The organism is Herbihabitans rhizosphaerae, assembly GCF_004216555.1.
Classification (GTDB): domain Bacteria; phylum Actinomycetota; class Actinomycetes; order Mycobacteriales; family Pseudonocardiaceae; genus Herbihabitans; species Herbihabitans rhizosphaerae.
This window is the reverse complement of record NZ_SGWQ01000006.1, coordinates 14,544-29,139: the sequence shown is the minus strand read 5'-3', so window position 1 is coordinate 29,139 and position 14,596 is coordinate 14,544. Positions and strand designations below refer to the sequence as shown.

The 14,596-nt window shown below is 71.0% G+C and carries 14 protein-coding genes; 7 read left to right on the top strand and 7 right to left on the bottom strand.

Annotated features, from left to right (window positions below):
* Nucleotide 1: 1 nt before the first annotated feature.
* Both EV193_RS33765 and EV193_RS18475 read right to left on the bottom strand, forming a co-directional pair.
* Complete coding sequence (locus EV193_RS33765) at nt 2–220, bottom strand: hypothetical protein (RefSeq protein WP_207222704.1); 219 nt, start codon at nt 218–220, stop codon at nt 2–4.
* On the bottom strand, nt 221–1,171 hold the full coding sequence (locus EV193_RS18475; protein WP_165401405.1) for a helix-turn-helix transcriptional regulator: 951 nt from the start codon (nt 1,169–1,171) through the stop codon (nt 221–223).
* A gap of 196 nt (nt 1,172–1,367) precedes the next feature.
* On the opposite strand from EV193_RS18475, the gene scpA reads away from it, so the two are divergent.
* The 7 genes from scpA (at nt 1,368) to EV193_RS18440 (ending at nt 10,106) form a co-directional block, all read left to right on the top strand.
* Entirely contained in the window at nt 1,368–3,572 is a 2,205-nt protein-coding gene (scpA, locus tag EV193_RS18470; protein WP_130345430.1) for a methylmalonyl-CoA mutase, read from the top strand.
* Nucleotides 3,573–3,655: 83 nt separating this feature from the next.
* Nucleotides 3,656–4,663, top strand: a complete 1,008-nt coding sequence (gene meaB / locus EV193_RS18465) for a methylmalonyl Co-A mutase-associated GTPase MeaB (protein ID WP_423202185.1) — start codon at nt 3,656–3,658, stop codon at nt 4,661–4,663.
* Nucleotides 4,664–4,675: 12 nt separating this feature from the next.
* Nucleotides 4,676–5,386, top strand: coding sequence for a hypothetical protein (locus tag EV193_RS18460; RefSeq protein WP_207222703.1), 711 nt, complete (start codon nt 4,676–4,678; stop codon nt 5,384–5,386).
* Nucleotides 5,387–5,461: 75 nt separating this feature from the next.
* Nucleotides 5,462–5,788, top strand: coding sequence for a hypothetical protein (locus EV193_RS18455; protein WP_130345429.1), 327 nt, complete (start codon nt 5,462–5,464; stop codon nt 5,786–5,788).
* A 174-nt stretch (nt 5,789–5,962) separates the two neighbouring features.
* Complete coding sequence (locus EV193_RS18450) at nt 5,963–7,264, top strand: amidohydrolase (RefSeq protein ID WP_130345428.1); 1,302 nt, start codon at nt 5,963–5,965, stop codon at nt 7,262–7,264.
* 122 nt (nt 7,265–7,386) lie between these two features.
* Nucleotides 7,387–8,289 carry a DUF559 domain-containing protein gene (locus EV193_RS18445; protein WP_242613490.1) on the top strand — a complete coding sequence of 301 codons (903 nt, stop codon included), beginning with the start codon at nt 7,387–7,389 and terminating at the stop codon, nt 8,287–8,289.
* Between the two features lie 290 nt (nt 8,290–8,579).
* Complete coding sequence (locus EV193_RS18440; RefSeq protein WP_207222702.1) at nt 8,580–10,106, top strand: phosphodiester glycosidase family protein; 1,527 nt, start codon at nt 8,580–8,582, stop codon at nt 10,104–10,106.
* Between the two features lie 34 nt (nt 10,107–10,140).
* On the opposite strand, the gene EV193_RS18435 is transcribed toward EV193_RS18440, so the two are convergent.
* The 5 genes from EV193_RS18435 to EV193_RS18415 form a co-directional block, all read right to left on the bottom strand.
* Entirely contained in the window at nt 10,141–10,713 is a 573-nt protein-coding gene (locus EV193_RS18435; protein ID WP_130345426.1) for an AMIN-like domain-containing (lipo)protein, read from the bottom strand.
* Nucleotides 10,714–10,816: 103 nt separating this feature from the next.
* Nucleotides 10,817–11,812, bottom strand: a complete 996-nt coding sequence (locus EV193_RS18430; RefSeq protein WP_130345425.1) for an ABC transporter substrate-binding protein — start codon at nt 11,810–11,812, stop codon at nt 10,817–10,819.
* Nucleotides 11,809–12,582: an ABC transporter ATP-binding protein gene (locus tag EV193_RS18425; RefSeq protein WP_130345424.1), complete on the bottom strand. Its 774-nt coding sequence runs from the start codon at nt 12,580–12,582 to the stop codon at nt 11,809–11,811. The genes EV193_RS18430 and EV193_RS18425 overlap by 4 nt, the downstream gene beginning before the upstream one ends.
* Nucleotides 12,582–13,628 carry a FecCD family ABC transporter permease gene (locus tag EV193_RS18420; protein ID WP_130345423.1) on the bottom strand — a complete coding sequence of 349 codons (1,047 nt, stop codon included), beginning with the start codon at nt 13,626–13,628 and terminating at the stop codon, nt 12,582–12,584. The genes EV193_RS18425 and EV193_RS18420 overlap by 1 nt, the downstream gene beginning before the upstream one ends.
* Before the next feature lie 451 nt (nt 13,629–14,079).
* The gene (locus tag EV193_RS18415; protein WP_130345422.1) at nt 14,080–14,529 is read right to left on the bottom strand and encodes a gamma-glutamylcyclotransferase family protein; all 450 of its coding nucleotides are present in this window, start codon (nt 14,527–14,529) and stop codon (nt 14,080–14,082) included.
* Nucleotides 14,530–14,596 lie beyond the last annotated feature (67 nt).

Genomic DNA, 14,596 nt, shown 5'->3' with positions numbered 1-14,596 from the left:
CTCATCGTTCTCTCACGGCGCGCTCACCCTGGCCGGGAATGTGCATCCGAACCGCCGCCGAAGAACGCCTCGCCGGACGCGACCGGCACGCCGTCGACGTGGCCGACGTAGTCAGCAGGTCGCTGGTCTCCACCACGGTCATGCCGGGCGTCGCGCGGTGCAGGTGGCAGTGCGCGGCGAGGTTGCGCTCCATGGCGTCGGCGAGATCCACCTTGACCATTCAACTCGTCGCGGCACCGAGCCGTCGCGACATTTTCCGCACGTGCGCCACGAACTCCGGCGGCGACTCGGCGGTGAAGTCCATGTCCAGCATGCCGAGCACCATGATCACGATGTCGAACGACTCGGTGGGCATCTCCACGCGACAGGACCGCTCGCCGATCGGCGTGACGACGCCGTCGACGGTGCCCTCGATCTCCGACGCCGGGACGGGGAGGCGGACGCGGCAACGGTAGGGCCACATCTCGAAGCCCATCGTGCGCTTCAGATAGGCCACCACGTCGCCGTCCGGCGGCTCCCGGTGGGCGAACCTCGGCCCGTTCGGGGTGCGCGGCGATATGCGGTCCACGCGGAAGGTGCGCCAGTCCGTCCGTGCGGTGTCCCAGCCGATCAGGTACCACTTGCGGCCCCAGGAGACGACCTTGTGCGGCTCGACGTTCCGGCGGGACTCGCCGCCGTCGTGGCGCACGTAGTCGAACCGCAGCGTCTCGGTCGCGCGGATCGCCGCCGAGATCGTGGTGAGCGTCTCCGCGTCCACGGTCGGCGCACCGGTCGGGCGCATCGACACCATCGCGCGCCCCATGGCGTCAACGCGGTGCCGCAGCCGGGACGGCAGGACCTGTTCCAGCTTGGTCAGCGCGCGCAGGGACGGCTCCTCGACGCCGGTGACACTGCCGCCGGCCGCGGTGCGCAGGCCGACGGCGACCGCGACCGCCTCGTCGTCGTCCAGCAGCAGCGGAGGCATGGCCGCGCCGGCGCCGAGCCGGTAGCCGCCGACCGCGCCCATGGTGGCGTTGACCGGATAGCCCAGTTCACGCAGCCGGTCGACGTCGCGGCGCACGGTCCTGGTGGTGACGCCGAGGCGGCCGGCCAACTCCGTGCCGGTCCAGTCCCGGTGCATCTGCAGCAGGGACAGCAGGCGGAGCAACCTCGCCGGCGTGGTTTCCGACATTCCTCGAGTGTGCCGCACAAGTAGGACCGATCGAGTCCTACTTGTTTCGCGAGTCCCGCGCTGTGCACCGGTGAGTCCCGCGCTGTGCACGATGCAGGGCGCGGGACTCGGGGTGTCTGAGCGCGGGACTCGCGGCACGTGAGGCATTGGTAACAGTCGACTGGGGGTGTGCGCGCGGCGGTCGTACCATCCCAGGATGGGTGCCAGCATTCCCGATTTCTCCACCGTCGAGCTCGGCGAGCCACGCGGCACGAGCTACGAGGAGTGGCGCGCGGCCGTCGCCGAGAGCACCGGCAAGGACGTCGACGCGCTGGCCTGGGAGACACCGGAGGGCATCGGCATCAAGCCGGTGTACACCGACGACGATCTGTCCACAGTGGACTTCCTGGACACGTACCCCGGCATCGCGCCGTACCTGCGCGGCCCGTACCCGACCATGTACGTCGGCCAGCCGTGGACGATCCGCCAGTACGCCGGCTTCTCCACCGCCGAGGAGTCCAACGCGTTCTACCGGCGCAACCTCGCCGCCGGGCAGAAGGGCCTCTCGGTCGCCTTCGACCTGGCCACCCACCGCGGCTACGACTCCGACCACCCGCGCGTCGCCGGTGACGTCGGCATGGCGGGTGTGGCGATCGACTCGATCTACGACATGCGCCAGCTGTTCGACGGCATCCCGCTGGACAAGATGTCGGTCTCGATGACCATGAACGGCGCCGTGCTGCCGGTCATGGCGCTCTACATCGTGGCGGCCGAGGAACAGGGCGTGCCGCACGGCAAGCTCTCCGGGACCATTCAGAACGACATCCTCAAAGAGTTCATGGTCCGCAACACCTACATCTACCCGCCGCAGCCGTCCATGCGGATCATCTCCGACATCTTTTCCTTCACCAGCACGGAAATGCCGAAGTTCAACTCCATCTCGATCTCCGGCTACCACATGCAGGAAGCCGGCGCGACGGCCGATCTGGAGCTGGCCTACACGCTCGCCGACGGCGTGGAGTACATCCAAGCGGGCATCGACGCCGGGCTCGACGTGGACGCGTTCGCCCCGCGCCTGTCGTTCTTCTGGGCGATCGGCATGAACTTCTTCATGGAGGTCGCCAAACTGCGCGCGGCCCGGCTGCTGTGGGCCAAGCTGGTCAAGCAGTTCGATCCCACGTCGCCGAAGTCGCTGAGCCTGCGCACGCACTGCCAGACCTCCGGCTGGTCGCTGACCGCCCAGGACGTCTACAACAACGTGATCCGCACCTGCGTCGAGGCGATGGCCGCCACCCAGGGGCACACGCAGTCGTTGCACACCAACGCGTTGGACGAGGCGCTGGCCCTGCCGACCGACTTCTCCGCGCGCATCGCCCGCAACACCCAACTGGTGCTACAGCAGGAAAGCGGCACCACGCGGGTGATCGACCCGTGGGGCGGCAGCGCGTTCGTGGAGCGGCTGACCTACGAGCTGGCGCGCAAGGCCTGGGCGCACATCTCCGAGGTGTCCGAGGCCGGCGGCATGGCCAAGGCGATCGATGCCGGCATCCCGAAGATGCGCATCGAGGAGGCGGCCGCGCGCACCCAGGCGCGCATCGACTCCGGGCGCCAGCCGGTGATCGGCGTCAACAAGTACACCGTGGACGCCGACGAGGATATCGACGTGCTCAAGGTCGACAACGCCGGCGTGCGCACGCAGCAACTGGAGAAACTGCGGCGGCTGCGCGAAGAACGTGACGAGTCGGCCGTTCAGTCCACTTTGGACGATCTGACGCGTGCGGCGAACACGGACGACAACCTGTTGGCGCTCGCGGTCCGGGCGGCGCGGGCGAAGGCCACCGTCGGCGAGATCTCCGAGGCGCTCGGCAAGGTGTGGGGCCGGCACTCCGCGCAGATCCGTACGATCTCCGGCGTGTACCGCGACGAGGTCGGCAAGGACGGCTCGCAGTCCAATGTGGACGATGCGCGGCGCACCGTGGAGGCGTTCGCAGAGGCGGAGGGCCGCCGGCCGCGCATCCTGGTCGCCAAGATGGGCCAGGACGGGCACGACCGCGGCCAGAAGGTGATCGCCACCGCGTTCGCCGACCTCGGCTTCGACGTGGACGTCGGCCCGCTGTTCCAGACCCCGGGCGAGGTCGCGCGCCAGGCGGTCGAGGCGGACGTGCACATCGTCGGCGTGAACTCGCTGGCCGCCGGGCACCTCACGCTGGTGCCCGCGCTCCGCGAGGAGCTGGCCGAGCTGGGCCGCGAGGACATCATGATCGTGGTGGGTGGTGTGATCCCGCCGCAGGACTTCGACGCGCTGCGCGAAGCCGGCGCCGCGGCGATCTTCCCACCCGGAACGGTGATCGCCGACGCGGCTGCCGGTCTGCTCGCCAAACTCGCCGAACAACAAGGTCACACTCCTAGCCCCGGTGAGTAGGTGTCGACGCTGGGACCGCGCCTAAGGGGAACGGGACGCAAGCCGACCACGGTGACCCGCGCAGCGAAACTTTGGATGTCAACGTGACGACGGAAAAATTTCGGGGAGGCGGGATAGCCGTCGCCGAGTACGCCAAGGGGGTGCTCGCCGGGCAGCGAGGGATCCTCGCCAAGGCGATCACCCTGGTCGAGTCCACTCGCGCCGACCACCGCGCGCTGGCACAGGAACTGCTCGTCGAGCTGCTGCCGCAGGCCGGAGGCGCGCACCGGGTCGGGATCACCGGCGTGCCGGGTGTGGGCAAGTCGACCTTCATCGACGCGCTCGGCAGCAACCTGACGGCGGCCGGGCACAAGGTCGCCGTGCTCGCCGTCGACCCGTCCTCCACCCGCACCGGCGGCTCGATCCTCGGCGACAAGACCCGCATGGCGCGGCTGGCAGTCGATCCGCACGCGTTCATCCGCCCGTCGCCCACGTCCGGCACGCTCGGCGGCGTCGCGCGGGCCACCCGGGAGACGATCGTGCTGATGGAGGCGGCCGGCTACGACGTGGTGCTGGTGGAGACCGTCGGCGTCGGCCAGTCCGAGGTGACGGTCGCCAACATGGTCGACTGCTTCCTGTTCCTCACCCTGGCCCGCACCGGCGACCAGTTGCAGGGCATCAAGAAGGGCGTCCTGGAGCTGGCCGACGTGATCGCGGTGAACAAGGCCGACGGTGAGCACGAGCCCGACGCGCGCAAGGCCGCCCGTGAGCTGGCCGGCGCGCTGCGGCTGCTGCGCGCGCCGGACGCCACGTGGAAGGTGCCGGTGCTGACCTGCAGCGGGTTGAACGACATCGGGCTCGACGCGGTGTGGGACAAGATCACCGAACACCACGAGACGCTGTCGGCCAACGGCGAGCTGGAGGAGAAGCGGCGCGCCCAGCAGGTCGACTGGACCTGGACGATGGTGCGCGAGACGCTGCTGTCCCGGCTTGCCGAACACCCCGGCGTGCGCGCGCTCGCGTCCGATGTGGACAGTCAGGTGCGGGACGGGCGGCTCACCCCGACGCTGGCGGCGGAGCGGATACTCGACGAGTTCGATCGCCGATCGTGATTTGATCTCGGCATGTACCAGCAGCCGTATCCGCCGCAACCGCCGATGTACCAACCGATGCACGCGCCTGCGAAGGTGCCGGCCGGGGTGCTGATCGGCGTGACCGTGTGGCGGCTGGTGATCGTCGCGTGCGCGCTGACCGGGTTCTTCGCGGCGGTGGCGACCATGGGCGACCCGTGGGCCGGCCTGAGTCAACTCGCCAGTCTGCTCGTCGGCGTGTGCTACCTCGGGCTGCTGCTCTATCCGGCGTTCACCGGCGGGCGTGCGCACGAGCCCCGGTCGCCCTGGCTGCGCGGCGCGCTGACGGTGACGCTGCTGCTGGTCGCGATCACCTTCCTGACGATCATGGAAGGCGATCTGGACGAGACGTGGTCGCTGTTCGAGCACCTGATCACACCGTTGGTGGTGCTGATCGACTGGATCGCGGTCGGGCGCGACCAGGCGAACGCGCGCTGGTGGCACCCGCTGACCTGGATCGTGTTCCCGTCGGCGTACCTCGTGTACTTCCTGATCGGCGACTTCGGCCTGTACGGCAGTTTCCTCGATCCGGACGACGAGGACTTCGCGCTGGTGGTGCTCGGGTTCCTCGGTGGGGTGATCGCCGCGGGCTACCTGCTGTACGGGATCGCGAAGATCAAGGCGGCGGTGTCCGCGCAGGCGCGGCCGCCGGTGCCGGGCCCGCAGCCCGAACTGGCCGGGCCGCCGGCGACGTATTGGCACTGATGGCTCGTCGTCACCGAATCGTGTAGTTCGTCCACTACTCTGTGGTGCGCTCGTCTGTTGACTCGTGGAGGTCAGGTGTCATTCCGGCTGCTCCTCGCGGCGGCTGTCGCGCTGCTCGCGGTTCTCACCGCACCGCAGGCCGTCGCGACGCCTGCTCCGGCACCCGTCGCCGTGCAGGCGGCCGGGGTGGAGCAGCCCCCGCCCAGTGGCACCCGGCCCGTGCCGGCACCGTCCACCACCGCGCCGGCCGGTCCGCAGCTCGACCCGGCGCAGACCGAGGCACAGCGCACGGAATCGCGCCGCAAGCTGACCATGGGCATCACCTGCGGAGTGCTGCTGGTGCTCGTCGTGGTCGGCCGCCGGGCGCGCACGAAGCACCGGGCGAAGGTCCAGGGCTCGTAGTCCCGACCGCCTGTCGTCCCACTATGTGAGCACGGGACGGCGGCAGTGAAGATCGACTACCGTTCGCCGCACGACGCGTACCGGCGAACGGGTGAAGTCGGAACTCGATAGTTGCGCAACCCGTCCATGTTGCAGTATTAGGCCCGCCTGGGGATTCCACCGTGTGGAGGGTCCGTGACTGTGCTTGACTCCCGGCCCGAGTTGCCGGGGGACCGGAGTCGTCGTTCCGATGGGAACGGCTCCGATGTGCTGATCACCAGCAGTGGGGTGAGGATGCCCTCTGTGACCGATGTCGGCGCCGGAAGAGGTCCGTCCTGGCTCGACCAGTGGCTGGCCGAGCACGCCGGCGACGTGATGGCCTGGTACCGCCACATCCACGCGAACCCGGAGCTGTCCCGGCGCGAGTTCGGCACCAGCGAGATGGTGGCGAACGTGCTGCGCTCGGTCGGTCTGAATCCGATCGTCCTGGAGACCGGCACCGGCGTGCTGTGCGACATCGGCCCCGGCGACGGCGGGCGCGTTGCCCTGCGCGCCGACATGGACGCGCTGCCGCTCACCGAGATGTCCGGACTGCCTTACGCCTCAACGGTTTCCGGCTCGTGCCACGCGTGCGGTCACGACGCGCACACGGCGATCCTGATCGCCACCGGGCTGGCCCTGGCGTCCGCGCCCGAGCTGCCCGGCGGCGTGCGGCTGATCTTCCAGCCGGCCGAGGAGGTCATGCCCGGCGGCGCGCTGGACGTGATCGCCTCCGGCGGGCTCGACGACGTGAAGTCGATCTTCGGCCTGCACTGCGACCCGCGCATCGAGGTCGGCAGGGTGGGAACCCGCGTCGGCGCGATCACCTCCGCGACCGATCTGTTGGAGCTGCGGCTCACCTCGCCGGGTGGGCACACGTCCCGGCCGCACCTGACCGCCGACCTCGTGCACGCGCTCGGCACGGTGATCACCGGGCTGCCGGCGCTGCTGTCCCGGCGGATCGATCCGCGGTCCGGGACCGTGCTGGTGTGGGGTGCGGTGCACGCGGGCGAGGCGCCCAACGCGGTGCCGCAGGACGGCGTGCTGCGCGGCACCCTGCGCACCGGGGACCACGAGGTGTGGGCCGATCTGAGGCCGCTGGTCGAGGACCTGGTCAGCTCGCTGCTGGTGCCCACCGGTGTCGGGTTCGAGCTGAAGCACAGCCGAGGCGTGCCGCCGGTGGTGAACGACCGCGAGGCGACCGCGCTGCTGCGGGCCGGCGTGGAGGCGGCTCTCGGCGAGGACGCGCTGGCCGGCACGAAGCAGTCCTCCGGTGGCGAGGACTTCGGCTGGTACCTCGAGCACGTGCCGGGCTCCTTCGCCCGTCTCGGCGTGTGGGACGGCGTCGGCCCGACCTACGACCTGCACCAACCGACCTTCCAGCTCGACGAGCGCGCCCTGCTCGCCGGCGTCCGGGTGATGGTTCACGCCGCGCTTGCCGGGATGGCCGCCGGGTAACTCGCGAGTCCCGCGCCCCGCACCGGTGAGTCCCGCGCTCAGGCAGTTGTCCACAGGCCCGGGTTATCCACAGATTGCCGCCGGCCGACCCGATGCGCCCGTGCGGCGGGTCACCGTGGGGCATGACCGATCTACCCCCAAGCCGCTACGGCGTGTACGTCCAGGCAGATCTCGCGTCGCGCATCGGCCGCTCCGCGGTCGGCCGACTGATCAACCGCGGTGAGCTGGTGCGCTACTGCCGTGGAGTGCTGATCCAACGGCGACAGGCCGGCGAGTTCAGGGCACGCGCGTGCGCGGCGCTGACAATGGTCGGCCCGGACGCGGTGCTGACCAGTCATACCGCCGCCTACCTGCATGGATGCACCGCGGCCGATCCCGGCGCCGTGCACGTCCTGGTCGGATACGGCCGCAAACTCCACCGGCGGCATATCGGTCTCGTGGTGCACCACGGGCGGTTCGAGCCGTCGGACGTGGTCGAGGTCGACGGGCTTCGGGTGCTGGCGCTCGACAAGGTCATCGCGGACCTGCTCTGCCGGTCACAGCCCGGCACGGCGTTGGCGTGCGCCGATCAGGCCTTGGCGCTGGCTCCGCGTGAGCGCAAGGCGGAGCTGTGGGCCGAGATCGACGCGCGGATCGCCGATCGGGACGACCCGCGTGGCCGGCGCCGAGGTGCCACGTTGCTGGATCTCGCGACCGGGCTGCCGGAGTCGCCGGCGGAGAGCTGGCTGCTGTTGATCCTGTTCGACGCGGGCCTGCCGTTGCCGGAGCCGCAGCACGAAGTCCACGATCGGCACGGCCGGGTGCTGTACCGCCTCGACTTCGCCTGGACGGAGGCTCGGCTGGCGCTGGAATACGACGGCTATGAGGCGCACCTCGGGCGCGAGGTGGCCGATGCCGCGCGGGCGACTGACCTGCGCCGGCGGGGCTGGACGGTGGTGCGTGCGGCGGCTGACGATCTTCGCGATCCGACCCGGATGATCAACGAGCTGCGCGACGCCCTCCGGTTCCACCACGTCGCGGCGTAGGCGGACCGGTGATGCAGAGCGCGGAACTCACCGGTGCACAGCGCGGGACTCGCGGGTGCACAGCGCGGGACTCGCGGGTGCAGGGCGCGGGACTCGCGAGTGCCAAGCAGCCGCACCTTAGGGGAACGGGACGCGACCCAGCCCCGGTGACGACGGCACGGCACTGCGCTGGAAGGCACCCATTACTGGGAAATGCCGGGGAGGCGGTCGAGCCTCGCGGGGATGAGAGTTCGCCGGGCGGACACCCGCCGATCGGACGTGCGACGTGCTGCGGTGGTCGAATGCCCGGCATGAACCGCACCCGAACGCTTCTGCTCGCCGCCGTGGTCGGCACCCTCGTGGTGCCCGGCAGCGTCGCCCACTCCGCGTCCCAGGCGCGCGACCCGTTCACGCACTGGCGGCACCAGCACGTCGCGGACGGCGTCGAGCTATACCACCGCGTGATCACCGGTCGTCCGGGCGCGGACCACTGGACGGTGACCGTCCTGGTCGACGGCGCGCACCTCGGCACGGACGCCGACGCGCGGGCCACCGCCGACCGGCTCACCGCCGCCGGCCTGGCCGCCCGGGTTGAACAGGTGCGCTGGCCGGACGGCGCCGACGTGTCCGGAGCGCTCGGCAGCCGGGTGCGGGTCGGCGAGTTCGGCGGCCAGAACCAGGCCGACCGGCAGCGCGACGCGATCAAGGCGGCCGGTTTCGACGCGGTCAGCGAGTGGACCGGCGGCGACGGCGTGCCCGGTACCGGGACGGCCCAGGTGAAGGTGGCCGTGATCGACCCACACCGCTACCGGGGCGAGCTGCGCGGCAGCTACGGCACGGCGGTCGCCGGCCGGGAGTTGACGACCGACATGGCGGCCGGCGCGCTGCTCGGCGTGAACGCGGGCTTCTTCGTGATGGAGGCGGTCGACGGCGTGCCGGGCGCCTCGGCCGGGATCGCCGCCTACGACGGCCGTCCACAGAGTGCGGCGACCAACGGGCGGGTGGCGATCACGTTGCGCGGCAACGGTTTGCGGCCGGAGTTCGGACGGATGAGCACCCGCTCGACCGTCCACTCGGGACAGACCGTCGAGCTGGTCGACGGCATCAACCGGGTGCCGGGCAAGATCCGCAACTGCGGCGGCGTCGGCGGCGACCAGCCGACCGAACGGCCGCTGCACGACGTGACCTGCACCGACCCGGACGAGATCGTGGCCTTCACGCCAGAGCTGGGCGTGCCGACACCGGCCGGACCGGGTGTGGAGGCGGTCCTGGACAGTGCGGGTCTGGTGCTCGAACTGCGGCCGCGCGGCGGGCCGGTGCCCGCGGGCGGCGGCGTGCTGGCCGGCATCGGCTCCGGGGAGACCTGGCTGCGGGCACACGGGAAGCCGGGCGCGACGCTGGCCGTGCGCCACGTGATCACCGACGAGCAGGGCCGCGAGGTGCGGCTCGGGCCGGGCGACGACATCGTCAACGGCGGTCCTCGGCTGGTGCGCGACGGGCGGGTGGAGATCGACTTCCGCGCCGACGGCATCGACCGGCCCGGCGAGCCGTCGTTCCCGTACGCCTGGGCGATCAAGCGCAACCCGAGGATGGTGCTCGGGGTGGACCGGCGCGGCCGGATCCTGCTGCTGACCTCGGCGGGCCGCCAGCCGGGCTACAGCGACGGGCTCGGCGTGGCCGAGTCCGCGGAGCTGATCAGGTCGCTCGGCGCGGTGGACGCGGTCAACCTCGACGGCGGCGGCTCCACCACGATGGTGCTGAACGGCACGATGATCACGATGCCCTCGGACGCCACGGGCCAGCGGGCGGTCGGCGACGCGCTGCTGCTCACGAGGTAGCGGGGCGGCCGGAATCGACCGCCCCGCAACGGTTTTACGACCAGCGGTGCGCGACGTCGATGACGATGCGCGAGCCGCCGGCCGGGCCGTCCAGCACGAACACCCGGAACGGCAGGCGGGCGCGCACGCCGAGGCCGATCGTCGTCTGTCCCTCGAAGCTGCCGGCCCACGCGACCTGGCGGAACGTCGGCCAGCCGGCCACGTTCACCAGTTCCCGCCGGTTGGCCGGGTTGTACGTCGGGTTGCCGGCGTCGTCGTAGGCCGGGGCGATCGCCACGACCTCGAGAAACGCGCCGCCGCGCAGCGGAACCGGGAAGCCCGACCCGTCCTCGGTCACCTGCGGGACGTACCGCACCGAGTATCCGTCCGCGCCCGGCGTACGGACGTCCAGCACGAGCCGGTCCCAGCACTCGTGCCGGCCGCCGCGCACGTCGGTGAGCTGACCCGTCTCGGTGGAGGCAGCGCTCTTGTCGAGCGACCCCCAACTGAGACCGCAGTAACCTTGGGTAGCCGACGCCGAACCGGCGCCGACCATCATGACGGCGGCCGACGCGAGCAGCGCCAGGGTTGCCGTTAACCGTCCGAGCAGTGCTTTTCGTTGCCACATAACGAGTTCTCCTCGCGCATCGACCGCGGTCGCGGTCATGCGAGGAGGACGTGCCGCCATACTGGTGGTTGCACCGCGTGTCCGAATTGGGGTCCAAAGGCCATCAGCGCACGCTCGCCAGGTACCGGCCGAACTCCACGATCGCCGCCGGGTTGCGCGGGCCCTCCACGAGTGCGGCGTACGGCAGCACGAAGAACCGCTGGTTCCGCACCGCCGGCACGGTCGCCAGCCCCGGGTGCGACAGCAGGAATCGCTTCTTCGCCTCGATCGACTCGTCCGCACCCGCGCCGTAGTCGTTGATCAGAATCACGTCCGGCGAGCGCCGCACCACGGTCTCCCAGCTCACCCGCGTCCAACTGTCGTTGAGATCGGCGAACACGTTCACCCCGCCGGCCCGCGTGATGATCTCCTGCGGGCCCGCGGTGCGGCCGGACGTGAGCGGCTGGTCGATCCCGTCGTCGTAGAGGAACACCTTCGGCCGCGCACCCGCCGGGAGCGTCGCCTCGAACCCGGCGACCTGCCGCTGATACTGCTCCACGAGACGGTCGGCCCGGTCCCGTACGCCGAAGATCGTGCCCAGGTTGCGCAGATCGGTGTACAGCGCCTCCAGCGGCGGCATGATCCCGCGCTGGTTGCCGGTCCCGTTCCGGCACGACTCGGTCAGCAGGTACGACGCGATGCCCAGCGAGCGCAGCCGGTCCGGGGTGAACCCGGTCGTCTCGCGGAAGCCGTAGTTCCACCCGGCGAACACCATGTCCGCGTTCACGCCCTGCACCGGCTCCAGCGCCACGTCCTCGGCGACCCGCTTCACCCGCTCGAAGTCGGCGCGCCACGGCGAGCTGGCGATGCCGCGATCCTGGCCGTGGTCGACCGTGTAGCCGGCCATCCGGTCGGCGAGCCCCAGCGCGAACATGATCTCGGTGATGCCGATGTCGTTGGCCACCACCCTGGACGGCGCGCGGTCGAACCTCACGTCGGCACCGCAGTTCCGCACGGTCACCGGGTAGCCGGACGCCGGAGTGGTGCTCGCCGGCGCGATCTGCGCACCGCACGCGCTCGTCACCAGGACAGCGGTCAACGCCAGGGCGGCTTTCCTCACGGGATCTCCTCTTGTCGGGGCCGACGGTCGTACAACAGTTGGGGCACACCGGAAACCGGGTGCGGCACGAGGTGCGCGCGCACGCCGAACACCTCGCCGACGAGCTCGGGCGTGAACACCTCGGACGGTGGCCCGCTCGCCGTGATCCGCCCGTCGGACAGCACGTGCACCTGGTCGCAGTACGCGGCGGCCAGATTCAGGTCGTGCAACACGGTGAGCACGGTCAGCCCGGTGGACGCGACCAGCGACAGCACCTCGTGCTGGTGCCCGATGTCGAGGTGGTTGGTCGGCTCGTCGAGCACCAGCACGCGCGGCCGCTGGGCGAGCGCCCTGGCGATCAGCACCCGCTGGCGTTCGCCGCCGGACAGGCTCAGCACACCCCGCTCGGCGAGGTGCCCGGCGTCCACCCGACGCAGCGCCTCCGCGCAGATCTCCTTGTCCCGCAAGGATTCCCGGTCGAACGCGCTCTGGTGCGGCAGCCGCGCCATCGCCACCACCTCGCGCACCGTGAAGTCGAAGTCCAGCTCGCTGTCCTGCGTGACGGCGGCCAGCACCCGCGCGCTGTCCCGCGTGCTCATCGACGCGAGCGGCTCGCCACCCAGGCGCACCGCACCGCCGGAGGGCCGCAGCGCCCGGTACACACAGCGCAGCGTCGTGGTCTTGCCGCTGCCGTTCGGCCCGACCAACCCGACCACGGTGCCGGCCTCGGCCCGCAGCGACAGGTCGGACACGATCGTGCCGACCGTGACGCCGTCCAGTTCGACGTCCATCAGCGACCCCCGAACACGTAGGCGCGGCTGCGCATGAGGAACACGAAGCACGGCACGCCGACGGCCGCGGTGATCACGCCGAGTGGCAGCTCCTGGGGCGCCACGATCGTGCGCGCGGCCAAGTCCGCCCAGATCAGGAACACCGCGCCGGCAAGGGGAGCGACCGTGAGCACCCGCCGGTGGTCGGCGCCGACGACCATGCGCACCAGGTGCGGCACGACCAGCCCGACGAATCCGACCGCCCCGCTCACCGCGACCAGCGCGCCGGTGAGCACCGAGGACACCACGAACAGCCGCCGGCGCAGCACGTCCGGGTCCACGCCGAGCGTCCGGGCCGTCTCGTCGCCGGTGGACAGCGCGTTCAGCGAGCGCGCGATCAGCCGCAGGTAGGCCAGCCCGGCGAGGACCACGATCGAGGCCAGCGGCAGTGCGGTCCAGGTCGCCGCGCCGAGCCCGCCGAGTAGCCAGAACAACACCGCGCGAGCCGCCTCGCCGTGCGGTGCGAGAAAGATCACCACGGTGGTGACCGCGGCGAACGCGTAGCCCATGGCGGAACCGGTGAGCACCAGCCGCAGCGGCGTGAGGCCGGCGGCGGTGCGCGCGGCCAGGTACACCAGCGCCATGGCGGCCAGCGCGCCGAGGGATGCGGCCGCGGAGATCGCGAACAGTCCGAGCGAGGCGAACGCGCCGAACACCACGACGCTCGCCGCGCCGACCGACGCGCCGGAGGACAGCCCGAGCACGAACGGGTCGGCCAGCGCGTTCCGCACCATGGTCTGCACCACCACGCCGACCACGGACAGCCCGGCGCCGACCACCGCGGCGAGCAGCACGCGGGGGAGCCGGATCTCCCACACGATGTGGTACGTGCCGGCCTCGGTGTTGTCGATCACACCGGAGGTGATCGCGGCGCGCAGGTAGCGCAGGACGTCACCGAGCGGCACGCTGACCGGACCGAGTGCCACGCCGCACAACACGGACACCGCGAGCGCGCCGAGCAGCACGCCGGCCAGTGGAGCGACGCGGCGGGGTAAGAAGGCGGCCACGGATACCTTTCGGGGGCGGGCCCGCTGGACGGAACCCACGCCCCGGCCCGCACACCGCCGAAAGTCAGAGGGCTCCGCCCGTAGACCACGACGGGCGAGCTGGTGTCATACGGCCGTCGGGTGATCGGGCTCGCCCGCGCGGAACGCGGGCCTACCGTTGCGGGTCAGCGCCGGACTTGGACCGGACTTTCCCCTCGGGCCGTGCATGCAGTTGTGGCCCGGATCGTAGCCCAGCAAAGCACCGCCCTGCGGGATCGAGCCTGCTGAATCCCCGCTCTGCACGTGTGAATAAGCCCGCTGAATACCATTCGCGTTCGGCGGCTGCGCGCCTATGGGCCCAGGTCAAGTGGGTTTGAGCCCGCTGGATCCCGCTTGGCAGGCGTGAATAAGCCCGCTGAATACCATTCGGGTTTGGCGAGCGAGGTTGCCGGCGATCGCGTGGGCGGGCTAGCTAGTTGGCCAATCCTCGGCACGGTCGGGTGCGCAGGTCGTTCACGTAGTCGTCGGGCGCGCCGGCCGCCTCGGCGGCGTCGGCCACAACGCCGATGTAGCGCGCGGACGGCAGCCCGCCCTCGTAGGCGTCCAGTACGTACAGCCAGGCCAGCACGGACCCTTCGAGCGTCTGCACCCGCAATCGGATGCGGTTGTACAGGCCGAGCGCGCCGTCCCACCGGTCCAGCCGCGACTCGTCGCGCGGGCTCACGTCGTAGAGCACCACGAACACCTGCGAGTCGGGGTCCTCCACGATCGTGGCGAGCGCGCCCTCCCAGCCGAGGTCCTCACCGCCGAAGGTCATGCGCCAGCCCACGAGCCAGCCGGTCCCCGCCATCGGGGAGTACGGGGCTCGCTCCATCATCTGGTTCGGGTCCATGTTGGACCCGTACGCGGCATAGAGCGGCACGTCGGACAGCGTAGCGACTTCCCGCGCGGTTCGACGGGAGCCGCCACGGGGATCACCGGATCGCGGC

Excerpts from the sequence above, each read along its gene's own strand:
- EV193_RS33765 (WP_207222704.1), bottom strand. The coding sequence starts at position 220 with ATGGTCAAGGTGGATCTCGCCGACGCCATGGAGCGCAACCTCGCCGCG.
- EV193_RS18475 (WP_165401405.1), bottom strand. The coding sequence starts at position 1,171 with ATGTCGGAAACCACGCCGGCGAGGTTGCTCCGCCTGCTGTCCCTGCTG.
- scpA (WP_130345430.1), top strand. The coding sequence starts at position 1,368 with ATGGGTGCCAGCATTCCCGATTTCTCCACCGTCGAGCTCGGCGAGCCA.
- EV193_RS18460 (WP_207222703.1), top strand. The coding sequence starts at position 4,676 with ATGTACCAGCAGCCGTATCCGCCGCAACCGCCGATGTACCAACCGATG.
- EV193_RS18445 (WP_242613490.1), top strand. The coding sequence starts at position 7,387 with ATGACCGATCTACCCCCAAGCCGCTACGGCGTGTACGTCCAGGCAGAT.
- EV193_RS18440 (WP_207222702.1), top strand. The coding sequence starts at position 8,580 with ATGAACCGCACCCGAACGCTTCTGCTCGCCGCCGTGGTCGGCACCCTC.
- EV193_RS18435 (WP_130345426.1), bottom strand. The coding sequence starts at position 10,713 with ATGTGGCAACGAAAAGCACTGCTCGGACGGTTAACGGCAACCCTGGCG.
- EV193_RS18425 (WP_130345424.1), bottom strand. The coding sequence starts at position 12,582 with ATGGACGTCGAACTGGACGGCGTCACGGTCGGCACGATCGTGTCCGAC.